We start from the raw sequence: 25,409 nt of genomic DNA on the forward strand, positions 1-25,409 counted from the left end.
ATCTAATACTACCATAGTATTGGTAAATTCATTACTGCTAAACTAGCTGAAAAATAATTCTCTGTGTTCTCCGCGCCTCTGCGTGAAAAAAATAATTCTACCCTTGAGCTTGAATTTGTCTAACTACCGTCAAAGCCGAATAACTTACACCTGCTGTACCTTCTCCAGGATGTGTAGAATCACCAACTAACCACAAATTATTAATGGGAGTCCGATTAGCAAAACCAAAGGGTCCAAAGGTAGGAATTCTTTGACCAATACCGCCCACAATTCCCTTTTCTCTGCCTGTATAATGAGCAAAAGTGCGAGGTGTGGCTGCTTCTACATAAATGATAGTTTCTGGTTTTAAATAGAAATATTCAGAAAGTTTAGAAATTGCATCTTGAGTGAATTTTTGTTTTAACTCTTCATAATTTTGAGTTTCCCACCAGGTCGTAAAATCAACAAAGGAAGAAGCGATAATTGTGGCTTTTCCTAATGGTGCGCGGCCGTCTCCTTCATGACTTACAGATACAAATAAGGAATTATTTTCCCCAATGGGTTTATTTACATCATATAAAAATTGTAAATGCGGTGGACAATTAGGAGGAATTGCACTTTTATCTACACCTAAATAAATCACAAATGCACCGGAAGCTGGTGGGAGTTTTTCTACTCTTTGTTTATATCCAGATGGCGCATTTTCTCCTAATAATTGGACTAAGTTCTGAACGGTGACATTACCAATGATATGATCTGCTGATTCTGTCCAAGTTTCCCCTGTTTTCTGATTTTTAATAACTACCGCTTTAGCTTGGTTATTTTCAACTTCGATTTTTTCGACCGTGTGGCGCATCAATAGTTTACCACTATCTCGTTCTAAGGATTCTACCAAGCGATCGCTCAATACTTGCATACTTCCTTGGAGATGAAATAACCCTTGGGGTAATTGGGATACACTCAAGGCTGTAGCTGCATAAAGTAAAGCGGTTTCTTCCGCACTTACTTGAGAATATAATTTAAGTTGTAAATCTAAAAATGTCCGCAGTCTTTGATCATTTCCTAAACCACATAATCGCAAAGCATCACCAACAGTAAATAAAGTGAAAGGTGCGGTAATAAATGTACTCGGACGCACTGCTTTGATTAATTGTCCTAAATCCCATAAATTCCGGGGTGGTAAAACAGGATCACGTCCTTGAAATTCCCAACTAGCATTAAATAAAGTGGTTAATAATTGCCAAAAAGGTTCACTTCCGGGAAACTGTTTTTGGCGTTCTGCTTGCCATTTTTGCGAATCACGCCAGACATTAATGGGTGTGGACTCTCCGGGAAGATATACAGCACAGGCTGGGTCGCAAGGTGTAGCTGCGGGTAATTCTATATTTAATTCTGAGAAAATGCGGTGATGAATTCCCCCAGGTTCTAAACCTGCTACTTGCGTCGCACCAACATCAAAGGTAAATCCCTGACGTTTGAATGTGGAAGCGCAACCACCGGGAACTATGGCTTGGTCGAGGATAAGGACGTTATAACCTCTATGGGCTAATAATGCCCCGGCTGTAAGTCCACCTATACCCGCACCGATGACGATGACGCGGGATTGATTTTTTGTGTGAGTAGGATTTGTCATAATTCTTAATATTACTAATTATCAGTTTACAATAAATCAATCTCTAAAGCTAAAAGTTAGATTCCCTACTTCTCCAAGAAGTAGAGAATCTGGACAATTGTTAAGTATAAGCACTGTATACTCAGGTTGATTACTGATTATTTAGATAAATAATTACAAATACGTTACTTTTCACTTATACTAGGTTAGACAGTGTTTATACTGTTAATCAATTCAGCCATAACCAGAAGTGTATGAGTAATAGTTTACAACTCACAGAAATAGCAATTTCTCTCGTAGCGAAAAATCTCAATCCCGCAGTTCTCAACCCAGATTTCGTCAAATATACAGGGATTATTCCTTCAGACTGGGAACTAGCAAATCAACCAGTTTACAATAATAATTTAGTTCAGTTGGTTTATAAAAACGGTGTGGGAATCATTGTTCAACCTAACCGACTGAATGTGTTAGAGATGATAGGAGGAAAAACACCGGCAGAAATTCAACTCGCCACAGTTGCACTACAATTGGTTGAAAAATTATCCCAAGTAGAGTATCAAGCAGTAGGAATTAACCCCAAAGCAGTTGTCGGTTTTACATCAGAAGCAGATGCTTATCAGTATATATGCGGTAAACTTCTAGCCCCAGGTTCTTGGCAGGAATTTGGAGGAAGTAAAGTCAATGCTGGATTAGAGTTAAGTTATCCCTTAAAACGGGGAGTTCTGAATTTAGCTATTAATCAAGTAAATGTCCAGTCTGGGGAACAGGTAACACCAGCTATTTTATTCTCTGGTAACTTGAATTATCCTCTCACCGGAAATACCGTTGCGGAAAGAATACAAGACTTACAACAAATAATTGCTAATTGGCAAAATGATGTCAACATTTTCCAGCAATTGTTGGTAGAGAAATTCTTATCATCTTCCCCTTCCCCTTCCCCAGCACAACAAATCAGTGCTTCAGTATTTTCAAAATGAGTAAATAAGTAGTGTAGAGACATTTCTTATTTTTCTATTGTGTGGGTTGGGCATTTGTCCCAACCTAATTATTCTTGAATAAATTCAGGACTTACGCAAAACATCTCTCAAATCCTCATTTCTCCGTGACCTCTGTGCCTCTGTGGTTCGTTATTCCATGAGTCTTGTGTAAGTCCTAAAATTAATTATTAATTAGGCTTGATAAATGATAAGTTAGTTTCGGATAATCCAGGGAATAATACTTACTATATACAACAATTTATAGAGAAAATAAATGAGGTTTGAGACTAAGGAAAAAACTAATCAATAAGATTCTTAACTTCTTTCAAAAGTCTTGACAATGTTTACACCATCAAGAAAGTTGTAAGATAGAAGCAGTAACAAAGCTCTTCGCTCACCACAAGCAATGACATCAACTCTGCTAAATTTTCCGTGTCTTAACGCACCTACTCTGCACCATCTGCCAAATGGTTTAACCATTATCGCCGAACAAATGCCAATAGACGCGGTTAATCTCAATTTATGGGTCAAAACCGGTTCAGCAATGGAGTCAGATGCGATTAATGGCATGGCTCACTTTTTAGAACACATGATTTTTAAGGGTACACAGAAGTTAATTAGTGGTGAATTTGAGCGCCGGATTGAAGAGCGCGGTGCTGTCACTAATGCTGCCACCAGCCAAGATTATACCCACTATTATACCACAACTGCCCCTAAAGATTTTGCCGAATTAGCACCTTTACAAATAGATGTTGTTTGTAATCCTAGTATTCCTGATGATGCTTTTGAACGAGAACGTTTAGTAGTTTTGGAAGAAATTAGACGTTCTGAGGATAACCCCCGACGGCGAATTTCTCGTCATGTCATGGAAACCGCTTTTGATACCTTACCCTATCGTCGTCCCGTACTTGGACCAGAAGCAGTTGTTGCTCAAATTCAACCGCAACAAATGCGAGATTTTCATGCTCATTGGTATCAACCTCAGTCAATTACAGCAGTCGCTGTGGGTAATTTACCAGTAGAAGAATTAGTAGAAATTATCGCCGAAGAATTTAGTAAAAATTATCAACAAACAACCAACAAACTAACATCAATAGCAGCAATTACTGAACCTGCATTTACAGAAATAGTCCGCAGGGAAGTTGTTGATGAAACTCTTCAACAAGCCAGACTAGTAATGATGTGGCGAGTACCTGGATTGATGGAATTAGATGAAACTTATGCACTTGATGTTTTAGCAGGAATTTTAGGACATGGGAGAACATCTAGATTAGTGCGAGATTTACGGGAAGAACGGGGATTAGTATCTTCAATTTCTGTGAGTAATATGAGTAATTTATTGCAAGGTGTGTTTTCGATTTCTGCTAAATGTGATGTCGAAAATTTAGCGGTTGTGGAAGCAGGTATTATTCAACATCTTCGCACATTACAAACAGAATTTGTCAAAGAATCAGAAATTGCCCGTGTTCAACAACGTGTAGCCAATCGGTTTATATTTGGGAATGAAACACCAAGTGATCGCGCTGGGTTGTATGGTTATTATCAGTCATTAATTGGTGATTTAGAACCAGCTTTTAATTATCCCCAATATATTCAAGCACAGGCAGCAACTGATTTAATCCAAGCTGCAAAAGATTATCTTTCCCCAGATGCTTATGGTGTTGTTGTCATTAAACCTATTTAATGATTTGTCATTTGTCATTAGTCATTGGTAATCTGTTCTTAACAACTGACAACTGTACGGGCGAAGCATTTGGAGAACTATTTTTGGCAATGACCGATAATTTATCTTCCAAATGCTTCGCCCCTACTGACAACTGTACGGGCGAAGCATTTGGAGAACTATTTTTGGCAATGACCGATAATTTATCTTCCAAATGCTTCGCCCCTACTGACAACTGACAACTGTACGGGCGAAGCATTTGGAGAACTATTTTTGGCAATGACCGATAATTTATCTTCCAAATGCTTCGCCCCTACTAACAACTAACCACTGTACGGGCGAAGCATTTGGAGGACTATTTTTGGCAATGACCGATAATTTATCTTCCAAATGCTTCGCCCCTACTGACAACTGACAACTGACTAACTACGTTGTAACTGAATTATGTTTGATGCACTATCTGACCGTTTAGAATCCGCCTGGAAAAAACTGCGAGGACAGGATAAAATCTCCCAATCCAATATACAAGACGCTTTGCGGGAAGTGCGTCGGGCTTTATTGGAAGCAGATGTTAACCTCCAGGTAGTCAAAGATTTTATTAGCGAAGTCGAAACCAAAGCCCAGGGGGCTGAAGTTATCGCTGGTGTACGTCCTGACCAACAATTCATCAAAATTGTTTATGATGAATTAGTGCAGGTGATGGGGGAAGAAAATGTTCCCCTCGCAGAAGTTGCGGGGAAAACCACCGTTGTGTTAATGGCTGGTTTGCAAGGAACCGGTAAAACCACAGCCACCGCTAAATTAGCTTTGCATTTACGCAAACAAGACCGTAGTTGCTTATTAGTGGCTACAGACATCTATCGTCCCGCAGCTATTGACCAATTAATTACCCTTGGTAAGCAAATTGATGTCCCCGTATTTGAACTGGGAATTGCAGCAGACCCCGTAGAAATTGCCCGTCAAGGTGTGGAACGCGCCAGAGCCGAAGGCATAAATACAGTAATTATTGATACTGCCGGACGCTTGCAAATAGATGAAGATATGATGGCGGAATTAGCCCGCATCAAAGAAGTAGTCCAGCCCGATGAAACCCTGTTAGTTGTGGATGCAATGACCGGGCAAGAGGCAGCAAATCTGACTCGCACCTTCCATAACCAAATCGGCATTACTGGGGCAATACTGACCAAAATGGATGGGGATAGCCGAGGTGGTGCGGCGTTGTCAGTGCGGCAAATTTCCGGTGCGCCGATTAAATTTGTGGGTGTGGGGGAAAAAGTCGAGGCTCTACAACCGTTTTATCCTGACCGCATGGCTTCGCGGATTTTGGGCATGGGGGATGTTCTTACTTTAGTAGAAAAAGCCCAAGAAGAGATAGATTTGGCAGATGCAGAGCAAATGCAGGAGAAAATCCTGTCAGCAAAATTTGATTTTACTGACTTTCTCAAGCAAATGCGGTTGTTGAAAAACATGGGTTCTTTGGGCGGAATTATGAAGATGATTCCGGGCATGAACAAGCTTTCTGAGGATCAGTTAAAGCAGGGAGAAACCCAGCTAAAACGCTGTGAAGCTATGATCAATTCCATGACGGGCAAAGAACGCCGTGATCCAGATTTATTATCAAGTTCTCCCAGTCGTCGCCGCCGCATAGCTTCTGGTTCTGGGTATAGAGAAGCGGATGTAAGCAAACTGGTAGCGGACTTCCAAAAAATGCGATCGCTCATGCAGCAAATGGGACAGGGTGGCATTCCCGGTATGGGAGGAATGTTTGGCGGTGGAAATCCTTTAGCAGCAGGTGGTAATCGTCCTTCACCCGGCTGGCGTGGCTACCCCGGTGGCGCACCACCAGCGAAGAAAAAGAAGGAGAAAAAGAAAAAAGGTTTTGGGACTCTTTAGTTTAAAAAACTAGATCCCCGACTTCTTTAAGAAGTCGGGGATCTGAAAATTAACACCAAATACGACCACGACGAAAAGGTTTATCAGGTTCAGTTTGTTGGGCTTTTTGTTTAGCCATTTCTTGTGACCAAAAACCATAATCTTCCAAATCAGTAGATAATAATTTACGTTCAATTTCTGCTGGTGGGTTAGGTTCTAGTTCGCTAGAATTTGCGGGGGTTTTCTTTTGTTTACTCATAATATTGATAACTCCTAAATTACACAACTGCAAGAAGATTTAATTTGCTGATAACTACGATTTTGAAATGCAGCGGGGTCATTATAATTAGCACCATGTAATAAATCCATACGAATGCTAACTAAGTCCTCGACTCTACCATGAATGACATCAACAGACCGATGAGGATAAATAATATCTGGTCTTTTTACCGGAGGGGAAAGTTTGGGTAATCTCATAATCAATTTTAGATTGTAGGTTGGGTTGACGTATGTTACCCAACATTAAAAAACTCAACATGATTTCTCGTTCCCATACTCCGTATGGGAATGAATTCTAGAAGGCTCTGCCTTCTATTAAGGGAACACCAAAAAATAAATTACCTAATTTTGTGGGATGGGCATCCTGCCCGTCCTTGATGATTAGCGGGCAAGATGCCCGCACCACAAGAAATTTTTGGGTATTTTTTTAATTGGAAGTCCCTAAAGCAGAGTCAGAGCCTCTGTAACCGCATTCCCAGTCAGAGACTGGGAACGAGATAAACGAGATAAAAGACTTTGTTGGGTTGCGCTGTTGCTTAACCCAACCTACCACTATTAATAAGGAGTAGACCAAGAACGGACTTCGCCCAAAGTAACAGGAATAATATCACTCACATCAATTGTAAACCGGAATAGCTTCTTCGCCCGACGACTATTTTCAGGGTCAAAGAACTTCAATTTTACATCCCAACAATCGCTATCTAAACGACAGAAAGGACTTTTCTCTACAGTAATACTATCCAACTCCATACCTGTAGCCACAGCTTCCGCAAAGGTGGAAGCCGCTTGAAAGGCATTCGTAGAGGCAAAATTCAACGCCCTATCTTGGGAAGTTGTGCCTAAATTCCGTAAATCATAATAAATACGGCTGAGGAAACTACCCAAAGTCCGACGAATAGACTCTTCTTGGGCTTCTGAAGCTTGTGCTTGCACTGTCTGAATAGCAGCTTGAACTAAGGTGTTAACCTTCCAACCATACATTCCCCGAATGTTGGGAACTTCAATTACTGGCACAACTTGACCAGAAAATAGTTTCACACTGCGTCCTGATAAAATACCGGGAATACTGACTCTCTCTACATAATTCTCGCTGTCTTCTGCTTGAATTTGTCCCGATAATAATTCTTGTAAAATACCATAAACATCTCTGGCAAAAGCCCCACCTGGTTCAATTGCATAGACAGGAGTTAATTCTAAATTCAATGTCCAAATTAAGGACTTAGCCTCAGAAAGATTATCTCCTAAATAATCTACCATCTGCCGCGCATCATAGGGATTAGCGGGAATCGCTGTTCCGTCTATTTGTACTCCCGGCATTAATTGTTTAAAAGAGTCTCTTCTGGCTTCTGAACCAAAATCGTAACCCAGTGTACCTAAAGCATACACTAAGTTAACTTCGGCGAGATCGCTGGGTGCTTGACTAGCAGTAATGTAATTAGATGTACGATTTGACATGGTAGTAGATTGAGAATTGGATGAATTTGTTAAAGGTGCGGAAGTTGTCACAGCAGGAACTACTGGGAAAAATTCAGGGGGTATAAATTCTTCCGGGTTGGGTTCGGGTTCAGCACTCTTTGTAATCTCTGCACAACCGCAACCAGCAGCTTCAATACTGTCAACGGTTTCTACTGTATCTAATTCTTCGGACATTGTTCCTCCTGTAAAATATGCCAATGCACCAGAAATATTTAATTTACCTAATAAACAGCGACTAATATCGTCTGTATCCTTATCTGTGCAAGGTATAGCAGTTTCTAATAAAACCGCTCTCACCTTAGCGGGGTCGGGTGTTTCACCACGCTGAACTTGCAGACTTAGGAGTAAAGCAGCGACACCGGAAACAATGGGAGTAGCAAAGCTAGTACCACTGAGTTTTTGTGTCCCTCCCCCCGGTTTTGCTCCTAAAATGTGTTCTCCCGGTGCAAGAATGCCTTGGTTTTGATAGCTTTCCCCCCAGTTACTAAAGTCTATGGGTTTACCTTGGTCATTCATTGCCCCTACTGCTAATACGGTGGGTAAAGATGCAGGAACGTGCAAACATTCGCAACCGTCGTTACCAGCAGCAGCCACAATTAAAACATTGTGATCTTTGCATAGTTGCACAGCCCTATCTAACCAGCCTTCTGCTTCACCATTATCAGTGAGTTGTCCAGCACTGACATTGATAATATGCGCTCCAGCATTGACGGCTTGTTCTATGGCGCGAGCTAGGTCTAGTTGAGAAAGTTTCTTATTATTATCACCAAAAATAGGGACGATTAACCCTCGACATTGGGGAGCAATTCCCCGTAATTCTGAGGAATTATGTTGACCAAATATGATGCTTGCTACATGAGTTCCATGTCCAGACATAGATCCATTAGCTGTCGCTTCTCCCTGAATAAGTGTTGGCAATCTTGTTAAATTTGCTGCATTTAAGCAATCATGAGATTGATCAACCAATCCGTCGAGTATAGCTACACATATTTGTGAATCACCCTGTGTCAAGTTCCATAATTCCTGGATTTCCGTTTTAATTGAGGATTTTGGCATTTAATTTGTTAATTATCTGCTTAAATATCTATTTTGCGCCATAAATATCTATTTTATGGCATTTTTATTACGATTGTGCTTCTAAAACACAAAAGTAATTGTCATATTATTCGGCTGAAATGTCAACTCAATTTACATATTTTAACTGATATAATTTTTTCTTATGTCAAAAAAAAACGGTTTTAGTAAGTGTTTATTTTCTTCTGTGCTGTGGATGAAAATCAGTATTTACAAATACTTGACGGGAGGAGATAGTGATTTCCGCTTCACGGAAATATCAAGTAAACAGGAATGTCGATAACCCGATCTATTATAAGTAATTTTTATTGATAAGGTCTTGCCTTGAATCATAATTGTCCGTATGATGAGAATCAGGGTAGCTTCACTTAGCCTACTGATTAGTAATTGCACTTTTTATCGTCTCATGGTAGGCAGTTGCATTGATTATTCTTAAAAATTCACATTAGTTAATACTAAAACTCTACCTCTCCCTAACCCTCTCCTAAGAGGAGAGGGAACAGGAAAAAACTTGAGAATTTAAAGAGTTTAAAGCCTCTTTCCTACAAGGAAACAGGTTTTATATAAAGCTTCTGGTGAATCACAACTCGTTAAATTACCCTTCAACGCCAATTTAACGCCTTCACCAAACCAGTCTTCTTCATAATGAAGAAGTTAAACGAACAAACAAAAAGGAAAAACACACCATGACTAAGAAGAACATCCGCCCCCAACAAGTTGCTCCCGTAGAACGCGAAACCATCTCTACCGCTAAGGATCAAAGCGGTCAGGTTCAAGCCCAGTCAGCTCAGTGGCAGAATTTTGGGGTTCCTTTTGCGGGCGACGACGCGGAGTAACTCACCCCATTCTACCACTCACCTCAAAAAATATCAAAAGTCTGTTTCTGTATCCCTTGGCGCACGGTTCGCCTGGATGAATTGACGGACAACCCTTGTCAGTTCGGGGGTTTCTGATACCTGGCACAGGGGTGGCGGAAAACCGGACTTGGATTTTTTGGGGTTGGTGGTTGAACCCTGATTTGTGAGATGAACCCCAGCCAACAGCTTACTACCCCAGTAGCATCTGGTTGGGGTCTTCTCCTTGGGTTTATACTTTTGGCAGAAGCCTTTATACTTTTTGGCACATTCTTCTAAGCTGTTTCCTAGTCGTAAAAAAGCCGGATGCCATTGAGTTAAACCATCATCAGTTAAGCGTTCATAACTGCCATAATTGCTGAAGTCATAGAAAAAACTCTGGCGCATTTTGGCAGCTTTAGGATTAGCGTGAATGTAGCGTAAAGTATTTAATGCTCTGTCTCTATCTGAAGCAGGAAATCCATCACAGTAATATCGTTTCTCCCAAAAATGTCCTGTTCTTCTTAACATCCGATTGAAACACATCGCCGTGTACCAATTCAGGAAGTGCATAATTTTGGGTAACTCTTCTGGCTGTTTAGGTGCAATCAAATAATGAACATGATTTGACATAATGCACAAAGCATAAAGCTGGAAATTGTATTTGTCCAAAGCCTTTTTTATCGCATAAAGAAACACTTCCCGACATTCACGCCGTGATAGCTTAAATTCACGGTTATTGCAACGGATGGTAATGTGGTAAGAATATCCAGACTTTAAATTTCGAGGTTTTCTAGGCATATCTTTTAACAACAATATAAAAACCAGCCGTTTATGATAGCTAATGTAACCCAGAAAGACAGATTTCAAGAACAAAAACTACAGTTTATTCGCAATCATCAACAAGCCTTTGATGTTGAGCCTATTTATCCACTCCCCTTGTTTGAAGACTTTGTGATGAATGTAGAAGGAGACTGTAGCATTGAAGCTTCTTGTAAGATAGAATTAGACAAATTGATTGCCTCAAGATTTATGTTCTTTTTCAAAGATAAGGCACAACAATGGCAAAAATATCTTCATCAATCCCTCACTTTTTTCAATCGAGTAGAAAACCTTGTTGGTGTGCAAGTTGACTACTCTCTATTGCGGCAGTTTTTAGGATCTGACTTTGATTTTCGTAAAGTTACCGTTCTTTCTGCGGGGATTGATTTAAGAAGCAATATTGCTGAATCTAGTTTAAAAATGCACATTAGAATCAAAGATTATCCCGAAAAGTTAGATCAAGCTTTATCCCTAGCCAGCAACGCTGAGGATTTGATTTCCGTACGTCCGTTTCTCTCTCTTGTTGGTTTTGATTTCTATTTCAACGGTCGCAGTGAAATTGAGCTTTATCCCGAAATTCAAGCAGAAGATTTTGCCAAATCAGAAACCCAAAATTTGGTATGGAGACATTTTCCGAAGTTCGTTTTAGACCCTCTAGAAGTTACCGGATCATTTCTAGTTGGCTTCTCAAAAGCTAATCCTAATCCAGTTCTCTATTATAATCTGAAAAATAAGCAAGATTTAGCTAATTATTTCAAACTCAACGATGCAGCCCAACGAGTTCACAGTTTTTATCAAAATCAGGATATTTTACCTCATATGTGGGTAGGTACTGTCCAAAAAGAGTTAGAAAAAACAAGAATCGAAAATGTTAGACTTTACTATTATAAATCCTTCAACTAATCTCTCAGCAACAGCGCAACCCAACAAAATTAAATCACAAAATCACCGAAATGTTGGGTAACATCCCTCAACCCAACCGACACAATTTAAATAACATCCTGTAAATCCTGAAATCCTGGATATCCTGATTCAGACAAAAAAATAACAAAGAAATTCATCCCAAACATCATCTAAACTAGAATTGTAATCAACCATCGTATTTTCTATGACAATTCCCATAACTATTAACTTACCCGAAAGTTTAGCTGCTTCTATCCAGCGTCTTGGAGAAGCAACAGCGCGAGAGATATCAGATGTTTTACTTGACACCCTAGAAATAGTATTACCTACCTTAGATAATCTCTCAGAAATGAGCATTAATTCAAGCATTCCTGATATTTCCGATGAGGAAGTTCTAGAATTAGCTAATTTAAAAATGGATGTAGTGCAAAATCAACGCTTGGGAGAACTACAAGCTAAAGGAAAAAATACCGGTTTAACAGCAGGAGAACGTTATGAATTATTAATTTTAATGTCCCTTTATCAAATGGGACAATTAAGAAAATCTGAAGGTTTAGCCGAAGCTGTCAAACGGGGAATAAAAACTCCTTTATTACCATAACCAAAATTACTCATGTAACATCCTGTAAATCCTGAAATCCTGGACATCCTGATTGGTGACAATTTCATTTTCTGCAAAATTCGAGCAAATTTTATGATATCTACTACTGCAATTTCTCCCATCTTAACTATTCCTCCCCTAGAAAACGGCGACAAATTAACCCGTCATGAATTTGAACGGCGTTATCATGCCATGCCGAATCTCAAAGAAGCCGAATTAATTGAAGGAGTAGTTTACGTGGCATCACCATTAAGAATCAAAAGTCATGGAGAACCCCATGCTTATATTATGACTTGGCTGGGAGTTTATAAAGCAGCTACACCGGGCATAGGTTTCGCCGATAATGCCACAGTGCTAATAGATACAGATAACGAACCACAACCGGATGCTTTATTAAGAATTGAAACAGGAGGACAATCAAGAATAAATAAAGATGATTATGTAGAAGGTGCGCCAGAATTAATAGTAGAAATTGCCGCTTCTAGTGCTTCCTATGATTTACATGAAAAACTCAAAGTTTATCGTCGTAATCAAGTCCAAGAATATTTAATCTGGCGAGTTTATGACCATCAATTTGATTGGTTTAGATTACAACAAGGGGAGTATATTCAACTTCAACCCAATGCAGATAATATAATTTGTTCCCAAGTATTCCCCGGTTTATGGTTAGATAAAATAGCATTATTAGGAGGAGATTTAGGTACAGTATTAGCTGTTTTGCAGCAGGGTTTAGCAAGTCCAGAACATGAGAATTTTATTAGTAGATTATCTAGTTAGTCAGAATCAGGATATCCAGGATTTTTGGTGTCAACTTAACGTAAAACCCATAGCCCGACTGGGAATGAATTCCCAGTCTCATAGCAAAAGTCATCTAAAGATGACTAAATAACCCAGAAAATTTTCAGTAAACTTTAGTTTAGTTTCGCTATTAGCCCGGAAATTCATTTCTGGGCGGGTTTGTCAGCCAACAGATAAGACATTTTTAGCCTAAGTTGCCTATAAGCATTGCTAAACCCCTAATAGCCCGACTGGGAATAAATTCCCAGTCTCATAGCAAAAGTCATCTAAAGATGACTAAATAACCCAGAAAATTTTCAGTAAACTTTAGTTTAGTTTCGCTATTAGCCCGGAAATTCATTTCTGGGCGGGTTTGTCAGCCAACAGATAAGACATTTTTAGCCTAAGTTGCCTATAAGCATTGCTAAACCCCTAATAGCCCGACTGGGAATAAATTCCCAGTCTCATAGCAAAAGTCATCTAAAGATGACTAAATAACCCAGAAAATTTTCAGTAAACTTGAGTTTACTTTCGCTATTAGCCCGTAAATTCATTCCTGGGCGGGTTTGTCAGCCAACAGATAAGACATTTTTAGCCTAAGTTGACACCTATGAGCATTGCTAAACCCCTATTGGTGACAATTATCTAGTTAGCAGCAGTTACCATCCAAACTAAAATTCCTAAAATGACATCAACAGGAGGAAGTGGATAATCTGTAAAATCAATTGTTACAGTTTGTTCGGTTAATTGTAGAAATCGCCAAACAGTACCATTAGTGACGCTACCATAAATTGTAGGAATGGGTTGATTATTAATTTCATTAAATTTTTGAGCAGCAATCATTTCCGCAATACACTGGCCAATACCCGGATTTAAGTCTGATTTTTTGGCTTCCACAATCATAACTGCTGGTGCTTCCACTTCTAACTGTTCCGTTGAACGACTCAGAACAAAATCACAGACTCCATTCAATCCTAAAGCCGAATCTACAGTAAAATCTGTACCAGAAAATAAACTAATTTTTCTTTGTAAAATCTTACGAACCTCTAGTAAAACCGGACTAATGATTAATTCAGAACGAGCTTTTTCACTTCCCGTCGCTATAGCTAATGGCAAACTTTCTGCTAAAAAATCAGTCAGGGTTGCACTAGCAGCAATTGGTTGGATTTCTGGCAGAAACTTTTTATTTTCAACGGTATTTATGCCAAAGGTTTGCTTAACTTTTTTGAGAGTAAAATCACTATATGACATAATGTAAATATTTCCAAAAATGATGTAAAATCTATGTGAAAATCAACCAACAGCAAAATCTGTATATTGTCGCACTAAAGGTTCATGAAATGCTAAAACAATATCTGATTTTGGCACTCCTAATTTAACTAACTCATCTGCTATACCAATTTCAGTTCCATCATGTTGTATCCAAATTTTCTGATCTTTAATATCCAAATGCAAAACACAACCATGCTGCCGTCTTCTGTTTTTCCAACCCACATACATCAATTGATAATGATCACCAAAACTATCAAAAATCAATTGTTGTTCAATTTCATCTTTAGCTGAACCTAATTGAGCATATTCTGTGATCACTTGTTTGACATAATTGCGATATTGTTCTAGTTTTTCCATGCTACAATTACCTCCTGAACTGGATCATAAATCATGATTTTAAGTTGGGAACGCTGAACAACTGTTTTAATAAACTGCAATTGAAAGAAAGAGTAATAAATTCCTGAAGGAATAGCTAAATATAAAACTCGTTCTGGTTGTTGTTATTCTAATGCCAAATGATAATTAAAAAATTGTCCAATGGCTTGATGAAATATTAGATGTACCAATAAAACTCTTAATTTCCACCGCTATTTTTTCTCCAGCAGCTAAAACTTGCTCCGCACCGAGATCAATATACATTTCCACATCACCGACTTCTATCCTTAAAGGATCATCTGTAATCACCCAACCTTCTTTTTCTAACCCTATCCTAACAGCATCATGAAAAACATCTTTAGCTGGCATTAACTTTATAAAAAATTAGACTTTTCACCCACAATTATAACATCAATTACAACAACACAATCAAAACCATGCCTAACCTTACCGACATCCCCGGAATTTCTCAAATTTGGACACGCACAAAAGGCGACCCCCGCATTAAAATTGCTATCCTTGATGGTGCAGCAGACTTAGAACGCAGTTGTTTTCAAGGGGCAAAATTTAGTCAATTTAAACCCTACTGGTCAGAAGATATTGAACTTAACGATGAATACTATTATTATCTCAATTTATATTTAGATTTTAACCAACAACAAAAAGACAAAAAAGACGACCCCGACCACGATAAAGAAGAATCAAAAAAAGAACGAGAGGCATTTTTTGCACCTTTCCCTCCAGCTATTAGACAACGCATTGAATTATCCGGTCATGCTACTCACATTTCTAGCACTATCTTAGGACAACACGGTACACCAGCCCCTGGTATTGCCCCTTTATGTACAGCATTAAATATTCCTATTTCCTTCGCTAATGATGATTTTATTTCCCCTATCAACCTTACCCACGCTATTAATACCGCTTGGCAATGGGGAGCGAATATTATCCATATCGCTGCTTGTCACCCTACCCAAACCGGAGTAGCACCAGATTTATTTGCCCGTGCTGTGAAACAATGCCAAGATAATAATATGTTAATTGTTGCCCCTGGTGGTAATGATAAAGGGGAATGTTGGTGTATTCCCTCTATTCTTCCTGGTGTGATTACAGTGGGTGCAATGCGAGATGATGGCCAACCGTTTAAATTTAGTAATTATGGCGGAGAATATCAAAATAAAGGGGTAATGGCCAACGGTGAAAACATTTTAGGCGCGCAACCGGGAACAGAAGAACCTATCAAAGAAAAAGGGACTAGTTGCGCTGCACCTATTGTCACAGGTATTTCTGCCTTATTAATGAGTCTGCAATTGCAACGAGGAGAACAACCCAACGCCGAAGCAGTGCGGGAAGCAATTTTAAATAGTGCTATTCCCTGTAACCCCGAAGAAGTGGAAGAACCGGAACGCTGTTTATTAGGTAAGTTGAATATTCCCGGTGCGTTTCAATTATTGACGGGAGAAAGGTTAGAACCTCACCTCCAACCCCTCTCCTATAAGGGAGTGCAAGAACCTCACCCCCAACCCCTCTCCTACGAGGAGAGAGGAGCAGGAATCTCTCGTTCCCAGGTTCTACCTGGGAATGCTACATTAGAGGCTCTGCCTCTCACTATACCGTCAGGCAGAGCCTTGGAGACGGCATTCCCAGTCGGAGACTGGGAACGAGAAACTTTAGTTATTAGCCAGGGAATTAATTCCTCAACTGATTCTATTACCCCTAGTGCAGCTTCTAAATTGGTATATGCTTTAGGAACTATTGGTTATGATTTTGGTAATGAAGCCAGAAGAGACTCCTTTAAACAATTAATGCCAGCAGTGAATATGGACGGGGCAATTATTCCCGCTAATCCCTATGATAGCCAGCAAATGGTGAATTATCTATCAGAAAATCCCGCCGAAGCTAAACCTTTAATTTGGACTCTCAACCAAGAATTAACTCCTATTTATGCTTTAGAACCTGTAAGCGGTTTTGCCGCAGATATCTATGAAACCCTGATTTTGATGTTACAGGGACAAATTCAACCAGAAAACAGTGATGATTTTGTGGAACGGGTAAGTATACCTGCAAGGTTAACAGATAGAACTGTGGAGTTATTTTCTGGTCAGGTTGTGCCTGTAATTACTCTAACTAATACTAGGGGAATGTATGGCTGGAAAGTCAACAGTTTGGTAGATGCGGCTTTGCAAACTGTAATTACGGGAGAAACTGCACCAGCCCAAGAAATAGCTATGAGAAAGGCTTTGAGTAGTTTCTTAAATCGAGTATACTATGATTTGCAAAATTTAGGACAATTGGCAAAAGATCGAGCGTTGAATTTTTCTGTAACTAATGCTTTCCAAGCTGCTTCTAGTTTTTCTCAAGCTATTTCTACAGGGATGCAGCTTGATAGTATTGAAGTGGAAAAAAGTCCTTTCTGTCGGATTAATAGTGATTGTTGGGATGTGAAATTAAAGTTTTTTGACCCGGAAAATGGCCGCAGAGCTAAAAAGGTGTTTTTGTTTACCATTGATGTTAGTGACAGAATTCCTGTAACTTTGGGTCAAGTTCGCTCTTGGTCTGTGCGGAAGTAAGCACGTAGTAGTCTGTCAAATTTATTTTGACGGGTTTTTGGTAGTGCGGGCATACTTCGACAAGCTCAGTACAAGTCTTGCCCCCGTGAGCTGTCAAATTTATTTTGACGGGTTTTTGGTAGTGCGGGCATACTTCGACAAGCTCAGTACAAGTCTTGCCCGCGTGAGCGAGACGCTCACACTACAGTCCATCATTTTTATCTTAACAAACTAGTAGTATATGCTCTGATCAATAATTTATCAAAATTGTTTATAATGAATTAGTGCAGGTAATGGAGGAAAGGTTAAGGTACTACAACTGTTTTATCCCGAAACCACGGGAGTAGGGGGCAAAAAGAATATCTTTCTTACTGACAACTGACAACTGACAACTAAACTAATAGCCATTCACGGCTAAAAAGTGCTAAAATTAGCATTTCAGTGTTGGAAGTTGTGAAGGCGGGTATAATATCCCCATCACTTCCTTATCAATCAGTTACAAACTCACTCACTAGGAACAGGAGAAACAGTTCTCAACATGATCAAATTGCGTTTAAAAAGATTTGGCAAAAAGCGCGAAGCAAGTTACCGGATTGTTGCTATTAACAACCTGGCCCGTCGTGACGGTCGCCCCCTAGAAGAACTAGGATTTTATAACCCCAGAACTGATGAAGTAAAATTAAACATTCCTGGTATCATTAAGCGTCTACAACAAGGCGCTCAACCTACCGATACAGTTCGTAGTATCCTCGTAAAAGCTAACGTTTTTGAACAGGTCAGTGCAACAGCCGCATCATAGTCTTGAGATGAAATCCCTAGCAACCAGTCCCAATTATGTTGGGCTGGTAGAGTTTCTTGTGCAGCCGTTTTTAGAATCTCCAGAATCTTTAAGCGTTGATTGTGAAATGTCTCAAACCCTCAAGCGGGCTTGGGTTCGCATTGCTTTTAATAGCACAGATAAAGAAAAAGTGTTTGGTCGAGGGGGACGAAATATCCAGGCAATTCGCACTGTAATTGCCGCCGCAGCCGAACTAGCTGGGCAATCAGTATACCTGGATATTTATGGCAACAGTTCCCAAAGTCGGGAAAGTGTGTCTTTTGATGAAGAACAGGAAGAGCGGATACTACCACCCAAGTCGAAAGAACGAGAGAACAATATTCCCAAACCTGTTGTTAAACCACGTTTACGCTAGTACCGCAGGGCGGAATTAAAAATTAAAAATTAAAAATTGAAAAAGCAAATTACAAAAGCTTTTTAGTGGTTTTTAATAATTAGTGATTTTTGCCGCACTCTCCTAGTTAGTTTAAATGGTTGGTGACAGATTGAATTCTGGGAAAGATGGAGACAGGGACAACAGCATTGTCAAATCTTGGCGAATAATTCCGTTTTTATGGCGGATTTACCAGCCAAGAATTAACAAATGTTGTCAGCCCATTTCCCAATCATACAAATACTAATTAACAGAAAATTATATAATTTTCAATTTACATTTAATCGGAAAATATTAATTTTGTTAACAACTACTTTTTACCCAATTCAGCAATAATATGGCAGATGATTCCATAATTCAACTGCCTAGTATGTCCAGTGCGATCGCTCTAGCTGGATATGGTGAGGCAAATATCAAGTTATTATGCCAACAAACAGGAGCTAACTTAGTTCTGCGGGGACAAGAATTATTAATTTCGGGAACACCTAAACAGGTAGAATTAGTAAAGCGATTAGTGCGATCGCTAGAAAATTTGTGGAGTAAAGGTAATAATATCTCTAGTGCTGATATTCTCACAGCCCGTCAAGCCCTGGATACAAATACAGAAGACCAATTACAAGACCTACAGCGCGATATCCTCGCCAAAACTCGCCGAGGTTTTGAAATTCGCGCTAAAACCTTTCACCAGCGCCAATATATAGACGCACTTCGCAGACGGGATTTAACCTTTTGTATTGGTCCTGCGGGAACAGGAAAAACCTATCTCGCGGTAGTTATCGCCGTTCAAGCCCTACTCAGTAATCAATTTGAACGGCTGATTTTAACCCGTCCCGCAGTGGAAGCAGGGGAAAAACTCGGCTTTTTACCAGGAGACTTACAGCAAAAAGTCAATCCCTATTTACGTCCTCTTTATGATGCCATTAATGAATTCATAGACCCCGAAAAAGTCCCCAACTTAATCGAACGGGAAATCATCGAAGTCGCACCATTAGCTTATATGCGAGGACGGACATTAAATAACGCCTTTATCATCGTTGACGAAGCCCAGAATACCACACCGGCGCAAATGAAAATGGTTTTAACCCGATTGGGTTTTAACTCCCGCATGGTGATTACAGGTGATGTTACCCAAACTGATTTACCACATTATCAAAAATCAGGTTTAGATGTAGCTTTGCAAATTCTCAGAAACGTGGAAGGAATTGCGATTTGCGAATTTTCCCAAAAAGATGTGGTGCGTCATCCTTTAGTGCAACGAATTGTTGCTGCGTATGAGAAATACGAAACGTAGTAAATTAGTTATATACTAGTTAGTAGTCAGTAGTTAGTAGTCAATGGTTATTGACCACCTATAGCTGTTCTATTTTATTTTTTAATTCAATTAAATCATCATATTGATTAATATCAATATGATTAATTGCCCATTTAGAAAAATGATCCATAGAAATATAGGATCTATTATATGATCTATATGGGAGTTTTTTATCTTTGCTAACTTTGTCCATTGCCTTTTGAATATCTTTGCCATCAAACCAAATTAAATATTGTTTTTGTATCCAAAATTCCTCTTGATCAAAGAGTTGTAAATATTTATGAAGATTGTTTTTAAATTTATCTATTGTGACTTCTTGAACTGTATTTGTAAAGTCTTTAATTAAAGACTCAGCCCTTTCTTCGCAGTCAGATAAGGTTAGAGAATTGGGGATTGTACCTTTAATCCATCTCGTTTTTAATTGTTTTCTACTAGCGGTAAGTTGGCATAAATTACCCAAAGCCCATCTTACAGCTTGATAATCTTGCAAAATCCTAGCAGCATCTTCTATCCATTTAGTGATAACATCAACTCCAGGGGAATCTTTATGACCCCACTTATTATTAGAAATAGGATTTTCTAAATTATTTGCATATTGTGTTGACCAATATTCATGAATAAGTTCAGGATTAAGTAAATAATTTTCAATACAGGTACGATGAGAAAGAAAAGCTCGATTTCTTAGTTTATCTATTTGTAGTAATTTAATTTCTGAAGTAGGTTCAATATCAAAATCACGATCCCTAAAAATTAGGTAATTTTGGGTATTTTCCTTTTTCTCATGCTTATTTTTATTATTTTCAATATTTGTATTTTGATATAAATAACCTGGAACAAAATTTGAAAAATTAAACTTTCCACCAGTAGGAACAATAGTGATCTGATTTGATAAATTTCCTAATAGCTGATTAATAAGGTCTTTGTCGAGCGTACCTTCACAGAAAATAACTTTATTATTAACTACTCCCACAATGCAATTACTCCTCAATTCTGATAATAGATGACTCAGGTACTAATTGAGCTACATAATCAGAATGGGTTGTAATAATAAACTGATTATTTTTACCTAATTTCGGTAAAGCTCTCAATAATGCCTGTTGCATCGGTGGATGTAAATGTAATTCAATTTCATCAATTAAAATAACTGAATTGTGAATATTCCAACTCATAAAATCTATAAGCATAGGAAAAATAGCACGTTCTCCCCCAGACATTTCAGAAATTTCATAGTAGTTTTTACCATCATAGAGATAAAACCAAGGTTCACTAAAAATTTCATCAATATTATCTCGTATTTCCACACCTTGAAATACACGCCCTGGAAAAACTGCTTGATAAATTCTTTCCATTTCTGCGTATAAATCTTTTTGTCCTGGTCGAAAATTTTTATTATTCTTTTGATGAACCATTTGCCACTTTGCTAGGCGATCACGTAAAATATCCTCTGTAATTTCTAATTTGTTTTCTGGATCTTCAGGAGTTAAACTAGTTGCAGTTCTCTGTTCTGTGTACCAAAAAACCGTACCCACTTTTTCAAAAACTGGAAACCCTTCAGAACGAAATAATTGTTTAGCGTATTGTCGTCCTTTAAATTGAAATAATTCAGCCGCGCTATCTGCTTTTACATCGTCTCCTTGCCATTTTAAAGTAACAAGATGCTTTTGGGCAGGAGGAAGTAAATCACGACCCATTTCTTGTAATTTTTGTTGAAATTCGCCTACAGCTTGTAGTTCTGATTTAGAAAATTGTATATTTATAGTCACATGAGATGGAAATCCCCGCCAATTTCTACCCAGCAAGTCATAGTTAAACCCTGGCCAATCTAAATCAGCAGGTTTTTTCAATCTTCCTGTGGCTGTACCTAGTATTGCCGCTATCGCCTGTAATATACTGGTTTTTCCAGCCCCATTCATCCCAATGAGAACAATTAAATCTTGTGCTAAACCTGTCTCTGGATCAGTAAAATCTAATTCCTGATCTCGAAATTTCTTAAAATGTTTGAGTTTAAGGCTTTGAATTTTCATAAATAAATCTCATGTTCAAGAGAACAATTTACCATAAGTAAGTCGGCCCAATAAAATCGATATATGTTTAGTTTTGTAAAAACCGTGAAACACCCTATTTATAAGGTATTCGTTAATTTATATTTCGTTACATAGATTGATTTTTTAACGCCGACCTACTTATCATATTTATTCATGATAGCAATTTGAGTCCAATCATGTTATAAACTTTTATAGCCAGAAGTTATTTATTCATTTTCCATCACGTCAACTAATTCATATTCAACATAAATGATGACAACAACATTGAAAGAATTTTTAGAAGCTTGTGAAACCTTGGGAACTTTGCGCCTAATTGTCACCAGTAGTGCCGCTGTTTTAGAAGCTAGAGGAAAAATAGAAAAGCTATATTACGCCGAATTACCAAAAGGTAAATATGCGAATATGCACACCGAAGGCTTTGAATTTCATTTGAATATGGATATGATTCAACAAGTGAAATTTGAAACAGGTGAAGCTAAAAGAGGGAATTTTACAACCTATGCAATTCGGTTTTTAGATGCAGAAGAAAAACCTGCATTAAGCCTCTTTCTGCAATGGGGTAAACCTGGAGAATACGAACTAGGACAAGTAGAAGCTTGGCAAACTTTAAAAGAAAAGTATGGGGAAATTTGGCAACCTTTAGCCCTAGAAACCTTATAATTTTGAAATCCCTAGATTCCCGACTTCTCAAAGAAGTTGGGGATCTAAACTAAATGAATATTATTAATTGTTGAATATGGTGATAAAAATAATTATTAGCTTTTGCTTAATGCTTTTTTTGTTCTTAGGAAATAATCAAGCCCAAGCTGGAGAATTAGCAGAAAATTTAGCCAAATTCCCCCAATGGGAAAAATTAACATCAGTCAAACCAGCCAAAGGAGATTTAGTTTACCCAGAATGGATGTCTGGGACTTGGAAAGTTACCAGCACATTAGTAGATTTAGCCGCACCTTTAGCACCGGATATAGTGACACCAGGCTTTGAAGGTAATCGTAGTCAATTAAATCAACCAATTAGTTTTTTAGTTAAATTCATAAAAGTTAAACCAACTAATTCGGGGTTAAAAATTTTTGCTAACTTCCAAAAGCAAGCATCAATATTAGTTGCAGATAGAGAATTTAATAGTTTAAACCTATCCAGAGCTTATTTAGGGAATGAGGCTGTTTTATCATCCAAAGTAGATCCTCAATCTCCCAATCGTCAAATTACATTTTTGCGGGGTGAACGGCAATTAATTTCTATTATCAGCGATCGCGCCACAGAAACAACAGCAGATAATCAATTCATCACCACAGAAGTTTTCCAACAATTATTTAAAGGCAGTTATCGTCCATATTTGAATACTGTAGAATCAACCACAGCCTATCAAAAGCTTTCTACACCATCTCCAGCCATTACCGCAGATCAAGTAACTGCTGTCTACCTTTCCCCCCAAGATCCTGATTATTTTACCGCAGGTTCTCGACCAGTGGCTTTATATCGGTATCGGCTAGAATTTTTTCCCCCAAGCTGAACTTCTAACCCGCTTGTACTCTCTACAAAAAAATGGAGAACTAATCGCGTAAATCTCGGAAACTACTTTGGAGTAAAGGATTCAGACTTTATCCAAAAATATTTTCTCCAACCCCTTGCCAAACCCAGAGACTACTGCTATTATAGTTAAGCGTGGGACACAAACGGGTCGATGTCCGAGTGGTTAATGGAGACGGACTGTAAATCCGTTGGTTTACGCCTACGCTGGTTCAAATCCAGCTCGGCCCATATCCTACAGAAATTAAGAATTATAAATGCTGTGCTATAAACAAATGTACAGCATTTTAAATCTTATTTTTAGCTTCTATTTCGCCCGTGTGGCTCAGTGGTAGAGCACACCCTTGGTAAGGGTGAGGTCACGAGTTCAATCCTCGTCACGGGCTTTTTAAAATGACGGGAATTCAATACTTCTGGTAGCTTGCATAAGTTGGCTGTACTCTACCAGTATCTCATTACAGATGGGAACTTGCATAGTAGTTGCATAACAGGAATACTTATTAAGTAACATTTATCTATAAGATAGCCTTATATAAATACCTTATTCTGTAGTTTCATCATGCCATCAGCTAACTACTCACGCTATATTGACCTGTAATGCCTCTCTTTTGAGTTTCAGGTACAGACAGTCATGCAAAGGTGATATTGGCTGTTTTAGAGGTATTTACAGATAGGTGTTTTTGAATTACGTTTAATCAAATTAGGAAACAGTTGTTTTAAATTGCGTTGTACAGCAACAGTAGCGGCGTGCGTGATAGAACTCATTGCTAATGGAGTTTGGTAGCTATCTAATATGAACAGTATAAGCATTACTATAAAGATAGTACAAACATAAGAGTTGTATAAATTAGCTCCACAATAAACACTAACCTGCGACATTGGTGACAAGTTACAGCGGTTTCCGCTCTTATGAGGTACAAAGTTGAATCATGAAACTCTTGTAGTGCGGGCATACTATGGCTAACGCCACGCTGCGCTATCGACAAGCTCAGTACAAGTCTTGCCCGCTAGATATGTACCTCATAACACCGGGAAGTGCTGTATACCATTACAAGAGACAAAGATGATTTCGTCACATTTGATTTATGGATTGTCTGTAAATATAGAAAGGGAAAGCATAAAAAGCATGGAGTTCAATACTTTGTTTATGTTGCTCATAAGGTCAAAACAAATTTAAATTATATCTATCAAGATTATCGAAAAAGATTTGGCATTGAAACTAGTTATCGTCTGAAAAATATTTGTCGAATTAAGACGAATAACAAAAATCCAGTTTTGAGATTACTATTCATTAGACCTCTTGCAGAATTGATTTTGTGTTATGATGGTTGATTTTTTTAATCTTAATGGGGTGAGATAACTAAAAAGATTGATACCTGGGGTATTTGTAGCGATAGTTGTAATCGCGGAACGTCTGACATAAAAAACATCACCAAAAAAAGATAAAATCAAATTCTGTCATTATCAGAATCTGAGGTGATGAAAAAATGAACTATAAATCCATCCAACAACTAAAACCAAGAGCATTTAAGCGTCGCTTTGGAGTGAGAAGAAAGACTTTTAAGAAAATGGTTAAAACTCTCAAAGAATTTCAAACTATCAGGTGGTTTGAGCCAACCTGAAGTAGTGGTAATGGATGTAACTGAAACACCTATTGAACGTCCAAAAAGAAAACAACAGGAATTTTTTTTAGGAAAGAAAAAACGTCACACCCTTAAAAGCCAATTGATTATTAATCAAGAAACAGGAGAAATTATTTGTACTTTTTTTGGTAAGGGGCGCTGTCATGATTTTGCCTTATTCAAAGCTAGTGGGGTTCATTTTCATCCAGAAATACAAGGTTTACACGATAGTGGTTATCAAGGAATTAACCACTATCATAGCAACAGTTACACTCCCAAGAAAAAGCCTAAAAAGAGGGAACTTTCCACTTGAGAAAAAGACTATAATCGTGTTTTAGCAAAGGCAAGAATTGGCATTGAACACGTCAATCGCCGCCTGAAAATTTTGAAGATTTTTGGTGATAGATATCGTAATCGCCGTCGTCGTTATGGTCTGCGTTGTAATTTACTAGCAGCAATTTATAACTATGAGTTAAATTTAGCAGTTCCAAAATGCCAACCCCCAACTATAACATAAAAGTAATTTTGCAAGAGGTCTAATATTTTCACCAGATTATCACAAAGAGTACATACCGCTTTGTGAAATATATCCAGACAAAATCCAAATCCCCACAAAAATCCTGAA

The 25,409-nt window shown here is 38.4% G+C and carries 24 protein-coding genes, 2 tRNA genes and 2 pseudogenes; 17 read left to right on the forward strand and 11 right to left on the reverse strand.

Features of this window, described 5'->3' with window-relative positions:
- Positions 1-97: 97 nt before the first annotated feature.
- A complete protein-coding gene (crtD, locus tag FJR09_RS06470; RefSeq protein ID WP_015081399.1) occupies positions 98-1,612 on the reverse strand; it encodes a C-3',4' desaturase CrtD in 1,515 nt (504 codons plus the stop codon).
- Between the two features lie 233 nt (positions 1,613-1,845).
- Here crtD and FJR09_RS06475 point away from each other — a divergent pair, with 233 nt between their 5' ends.
- Positions 1,846-2,568 carry a hypothetical protein gene (locus tag FJR09_RS06475; protein ID WP_168650822.1) on the forward strand — a complete coding sequence of 241 codons (723 nt, stop codon included), beginning with the start codon at positions 1,846-1,848 and terminating at the stop codon, positions 2,566-2,568.
- 406 nt (positions 2,569-2,974) lie between these two features.
- A complete protein-coding gene (locus FJR09_RS06480) occupies positions 2,975-4,252 on the forward strand; it encodes a pitrilysin family protein (protein ID WP_168653616.1) in 1,278 nt (425 codons plus the stop codon).
- Between the two features lie 7 nt (positions 4,253-4,259).
- Here the strand turns inward: FJR09_RS06480 and FJR09_RS06485 are convergent, their stop codons facing one another.
- Entirely contained in the window at positions 4,260-4,490 is a 231-nt protein-coding gene (locus FJR09_RS06485) for a hypothetical protein (protein WP_254433049.1), read from the reverse strand.
- 185 nt (positions 4,491-4,675) lie between these two features.
- On the opposite strand from FJR09_RS06485, the gene ffh reads away from it, so the two are divergent.
- On the forward strand, positions 4,676-6,124 hold the full coding sequence (gene ffh / locus FJR09_RS06490; protein ID WP_015081396.1) for a signal recognition particle protein: 1,449 nt from the start codon (positions 4,676-4,678) through the stop codon (positions 6,122-6,124).
- Positions 6,125-6,173: 49 nt separating this feature from the next.
- Here the strand turns inward: ffh and FJR09_RS06495 are convergent, their stop codons facing one another.
- From FJR09_RS06495 to FJR09_RS06505, 3 genes are all read right to left on the reverse strand, one after another.
- Complete coding sequence (locus FJR09_RS06495; protein WP_015081395.1) at positions 6,174-6,362, reverse strand: cyanobactin biosynthesis PatC/TenC/TruC family protein; 189 nt, start codon at positions 6,360-6,362, stop codon at positions 6,174-6,176.
- 14 nt (positions 6,363-6,376) lie between these two features.
- Positions 6,377-6,580: a cyanobactin biosynthesis system PatB/AcyB/McaB family protein gene (locus FJR09_RS06500; RefSeq protein ID WP_015081394.1), complete on the reverse strand. Its 204-nt coding sequence runs from the start codon at positions 6,578-6,580 to the stop codon at positions 6,377-6,379.
- A 357-nt stretch (positions 6,581-6,937) separates the two neighbouring features.
- Positions 6,938-8,914 carry a PatA/PatG family cyanobactin maturation protease gene (locus FJR09_RS06505; RefSeq protein WP_168653115.1) on the reverse strand — a complete coding sequence of 659 codons (1,977 nt, stop codon included), beginning with the start codon at positions 8,912-8,914 and terminating at the stop codon, positions 6,938-6,940.
- Between the two features lie 163 nt (positions 8,915-9,077).
- Here FJR09_RS06505 and FJR09_RS06510 point away from each other — a divergent pair, with 163 nt between their 5' ends.
- Together FJR09_RS06510 and FJR09_RS06515 are read left to right on the forward strand one after the other, a co-directional pair.
- Positions 9,078-9,215 carry a hypothetical protein gene (locus FJR09_RS06510; RefSeq protein ID WP_168653114.1) on the forward strand — a complete coding sequence of 46 codons (138 nt, stop codon included), beginning with the start codon at positions 9,078-9,080 and terminating at the stop codon, positions 9,213-9,215.
- Positions 9,216-9,618: 403 nt separating this feature from the next.
- Entirely contained in the window at positions 9,619-9,768 is a 150-nt protein-coding gene (locus FJR09_RS06515) for an anacyclamide/piricyclamide family prenylated cyclic peptide (protein ID WP_168653113.1), read from the forward strand.
- Positions 9,769-9,801: 33 nt separating this feature from the next.
- Here FJR09_RS06515 and FJR09_RS06520 read toward each other — a convergent pair whose 3' ends face one another.
- Complete coding sequence (locus FJR09_RS06520) at positions 9,802-10,566, reverse strand: transposase (protein ID WP_015081391.1); 765 nt, start codon at positions 10,564-10,566, stop codon at positions 9,802-9,804.
- Positions 10,567-10,599: 33 nt separating this feature from the next.
- Here FJR09_RS06520 and FJR09_RS06525 point away from each other — a divergent pair, with 33 nt between their 5' ends.
- The 3 genes from FJR09_RS06525 to FJR09_RS06535 all read left to right on the forward strand — a co-directional run bounded on the left by FJR09_RS06525 (position 10,600) and on the right by FJR09_RS06535 (position 12,868).
- Positions 10,600-11,490 carry a DUF5838 family protein gene (locus FJR09_RS06525; RefSeq protein WP_168653112.1) on the forward strand — a complete coding sequence of 297 codons (891 nt, stop codon included), beginning with the start codon at positions 10,600-10,602 and terminating at the stop codon, positions 11,488-11,490.
- A 205-nt stretch (positions 11,491-11,695) separates the two neighbouring features.
- A complete protein-coding gene (locus tag FJR09_RS06530) occupies positions 11,696-12,091 on the forward strand; it encodes a hypothetical protein (RefSeq protein WP_015081389.1) in 396 nt (131 codons plus the stop codon).
- A 93-nt stretch (positions 12,092-12,184) separates the two neighbouring features.
- The gene (locus tag FJR09_RS06535) at positions 12,185-12,868 is read left to right on the forward strand and encodes a Uma2 family endonuclease (RefSeq protein ID WP_174782891.1); all 684 of its coding nucleotides are present in this window, start codon (positions 12,185-12,187) and stop codon (positions 12,866-12,868) included.
- Positions 12,869-13,513: 645 nt separating this feature from the next.
- Here FJR09_RS06535 and FJR09_RS06540 read toward each other — a convergent pair.
- From FJR09_RS06540 to FJR09_RS06550, 3 genes and pseudogenes are all read right to left on the reverse strand, one after another.
- The gene (locus FJR09_RS06540; protein ID WP_148760943.1) at positions 13,514-14,119 is read right to left on the reverse strand and encodes a hypothetical protein; all 606 of its coding nucleotides are present in this window, start codon (positions 14,117-14,119) and stop codon (positions 13,514-13,516) included.
- A gap of 42 nt (positions 14,120-14,161) precedes the next feature.
- Positions 14,162-14,497, reverse strand: coding sequence for a XisI protein (locus tag FJR09_RS06545; protein ID WP_015081386.1), 336 nt, complete (start codon positions 14,495-14,497; stop codon positions 14,162-14,164).
- Positions 14,485-14,884 (reverse strand): annotated as a pseudogene (locus FJR09_RS06550) (XisH family protein). The gene FJR09_RS06545 and the pseudogene FJR09_RS06550 overlap by 13 nt, the downstream one beginning before the upstream one ends.
- A gap of 68 nt (positions 14,885-14,952) precedes the next feature.
- Here FJR09_RS06550 and FJR09_RS06555 point away from each other — a divergent pair.
- The 4 genes from FJR09_RS06555 (at position 14,953) to FJR09_RS06570 (ending at position 19,566) form a co-directional block, all read left to right on the forward strand.
- On the forward strand, positions 14,953-17,085 hold the full coding sequence (locus tag FJR09_RS06555; RefSeq protein ID WP_168653111.1) for a PatA/PatG family cyanobactin maturation protease: 2,133 nt from the start codon (positions 14,953-14,955) through the stop codon (positions 17,083-17,085).
- Positions 17,086-17,602: 517 nt separating this feature from the next.
- Complete coding sequence (gene rpsP, locus FJR09_RS06560; protein ID WP_015081384.1) at positions 17,603-17,863, forward strand: 30S ribosomal protein S16; 261 nt, start codon at positions 17,603-17,605, stop codon at positions 17,861-17,863.
- A gap of 7 nt (positions 17,864-17,870) precedes the next feature.
- Positions 17,871-18,257, forward strand: a complete 387-nt coding sequence (locus tag FJR09_RS06565) for a KH domain-containing protein (RefSeq protein WP_015081383.1) — start codon at positions 17,871-17,873, stop codon at positions 18,255-18,257.
- A 355-nt stretch (positions 18,258-18,612) separates the two neighbouring features.
- Entirely contained in the window at positions 18,613-19,566 is a 954-nt protein-coding gene (locus tag FJR09_RS06570) for a PhoH family protein (RefSeq protein WP_015081382.1), read from the forward strand.
- A 58-nt stretch (positions 19,567-19,624) separates the two neighbouring features.
- On the opposite strand, the gene FJR09_RS06575 is transcribed toward FJR09_RS06570, so the two are convergent.
- Entirely contained in the window at positions 19,625-20,557 is a 933-nt protein-coding gene (locus FJR09_RS06575) for a hypothetical protein (protein WP_015081381.1), read from the reverse strand.
- Between the two features lie 7 nt (positions 20,558-20,564).
- Entirely contained in the window at positions 20,565-21,611 is a 1,047-nt protein-coding gene (locus FJR09_RS06580) for an AAA family ATPase (protein ID WP_168651043.1), read from the reverse strand.
- Positions 21,612-21,884: 273 nt separating this feature from the next.
- On the opposite strand from FJR09_RS06580, the gene FJR09_RS06585 reads away from it, so the two are divergent.
- From FJR09_RS06585 to FJR09_RS06605, 5 genes and pseudogenes are all read left to right on the forward strand, one after another.
- Positions 21,885-22,292, forward strand: a complete 408-nt coding sequence (locus FJR09_RS06585; RefSeq protein WP_148760854.1) for a ChuX/HutX family heme-like substrate-binding protein — start codon at positions 21,885-21,887, stop codon at positions 22,290-22,292.
- A 76-nt stretch (positions 22,293-22,368) separates the two neighbouring features.
- Positions 22,369-23,145 carry a DUF6816 family protein gene (locus tag FJR09_RS06590; RefSeq protein WP_168651042.1) on the forward strand — a complete coding sequence of 259 codons (777 nt, stop codon included), beginning with the start codon at positions 22,369-22,371 and terminating at the stop codon, positions 23,143-23,145.
- A gap of 165 nt (positions 23,146-23,310) precedes the next feature.
- Positions 23,311-23,393, forward strand: a tRNA-Tyr gene (locus FJR09_RS06595).
- 83 nt (positions 23,394-23,476) lie between these two features.
- Positions 23,477-23,548, forward strand: a tRNA-Thr gene (locus tag FJR09_RS06600).
- 1,101 nt (positions 23,549-24,649) lie between these two features.
- Positions 24,650-25,301 (forward strand): annotated as a pseudogene (locus tag FJR09_RS06605) (transposase family protein).
- The last annotated feature ends 108 nt before the right edge of the window (positions 25,302-25,409 follow it).

The sequence above is a fragment of the Dolichospermum sp. UHCC 0406 genome, from assembly GCF_009712025.1.
Lineage (GTDB): Bacteria > Cyanobacteriota > Cyanobacteriia > Cyanobacteriales > Nostocaceae > Dolichospermum > Dolichospermum lemmermannii.

Coding starts and splice junctions, on each gene's coding strand:
- crtD (WP_015081399.1), bottom strand. CDS start 1,612: ATGACAAATCCTACTCACACAAAAAATCAATCCCGCGTCATCGTCATC.
- FJR09_RS06475 (WP_168650822.1), top strand. CDS start 1,846: ATGAGTAATAGTTTACAACTCACAGAAATAGCAATTTCTCTCGTAGCG.
- FJR09_RS06480 (WP_168653616.1), top strand. CDS start 2,975: ATGACATCAACTCTGCTAAATTTTCCGTGTCTTAACGCACCTACTCTG.
- FJR09_RS06485 (WP_254433049.1), bottom strand. CDS start 4,490: ATGCTTCGCCCGTACAGTTGTCAGTTGTCAGTAGGGGCGAAGCATTTG.
- ffh (WP_015081396.1), top strand. CDS start 4,676: ATGTTTGATGCACTATCTGACCGTTTAGAATCCGCCTGGAAAAAACTG.
- FJR09_RS06495 (WP_015081395.1), bottom strand. CDS start 6,362: ATGAGTAAACAAAAGAAAACCCCCGCAAATTCTAGCGAACTAGAACCT.
- FJR09_RS06500 (WP_015081394.1), bottom strand. CDS start 6,580: ATGAGATTACCCAAACTTTCCCCTCCGGTAAAAAGACCAGATATTATT.
- FJR09_RS06505 (WP_168653115.1), bottom strand. CDS start 8,914: ATGCCAAAATCCTCAATTAAAACGGAAATCCAGGAATTATGGAACTTG.
- FJR09_RS06510 (WP_168653114.1), top strand. CDS start 9,078: ATGTCAAAAAAAAACGGTTTTAGTAAGTGTTTATTTTCTTCTGTGCTG.
- FJR09_RS06515 (WP_168653113.1), top strand. CDS start 9,619: ATGACTAAGAAGAACATCCGCCCCCAACAAGTTGCTCCCGTAGAACGC.
- FJR09_RS06520 (WP_015081391.1), bottom strand. CDS start 10,566: ATGCCTAGAAAACCTCGAAATTTAAAGTCTGGATATTCTTACCACATT.
- FJR09_RS06525 (WP_168653112.1), top strand. CDS start 10,600: ATGATAGCTAATGTAACCCAGAAAGACAGATTTCAAGAACAAAAACTA.
- FJR09_RS06530 (WP_015081389.1), top strand. CDS start 11,696: ATGACAATTCCCATAACTATTAACTTACCCGAAAGTTTAGCTGCTTCT.
- FJR09_RS06535 (WP_174782891.1), top strand. CDS start 12,185: ATGATATCTACTACTGCAATTTCTCCCATCTTAACTATTCCTCCCCTA.
- FJR09_RS06540 (WP_148760943.1), bottom strand. CDS start 14,119: ATGTCATATAGTGATTTTACTCTCAAAAAAGTTAAGCAAACCTTTGGC.
- FJR09_RS06545 (WP_015081386.1), bottom strand. CDS start 14,497: ATGGAAAAACTAGAACAATATCGCAATTATGTCAAACAAGTGATCACA.
- FJR09_RS06555 (WP_168653111.1), top strand. CDS start 14,953: ATGCCTAACCTTACCGACATCCCCGGAATTTCTCAAATTTGGACACGC.
- rpsP (WP_015081384.1), top strand. CDS start 17,603: ATGATCAAATTGCGTTTAAAAAGATTTGGCAAAAAGCGCGAAGCAAGT.
- FJR09_RS06565 (WP_015081383.1), top strand. CDS start 17,871: ATGAAATCCCTAGCAACCAGTCCCAATTATGTTGGGCTGGTAGAGTTT.
- FJR09_RS06570 (WP_015081382.1), top strand. CDS start 18,613: ATGGCAGATGATTCCATAATTCAACTGCCTAGTATGTCCAGTGCGATC.
- FJR09_RS06580 (WP_168651043.1), bottom strand. CDS start 21,611: ATGAAAATTCAAAGCCTTAAACTCAAACATTTTAAGAAATTTCGAGAT.
- FJR09_RS06585 (WP_148760854.1), top strand. CDS start 21,885: ATGACAACAACATTGAAAGAATTTTTAGAAGCTTGTGAAACCTTGGGA.
- FJR09_RS06590 (WP_168651042.1), top strand. CDS start 22,369: ATGGTGATAAAAATAATTATTAGCTTTTGCTTAATGCTTTTTTTGTTC.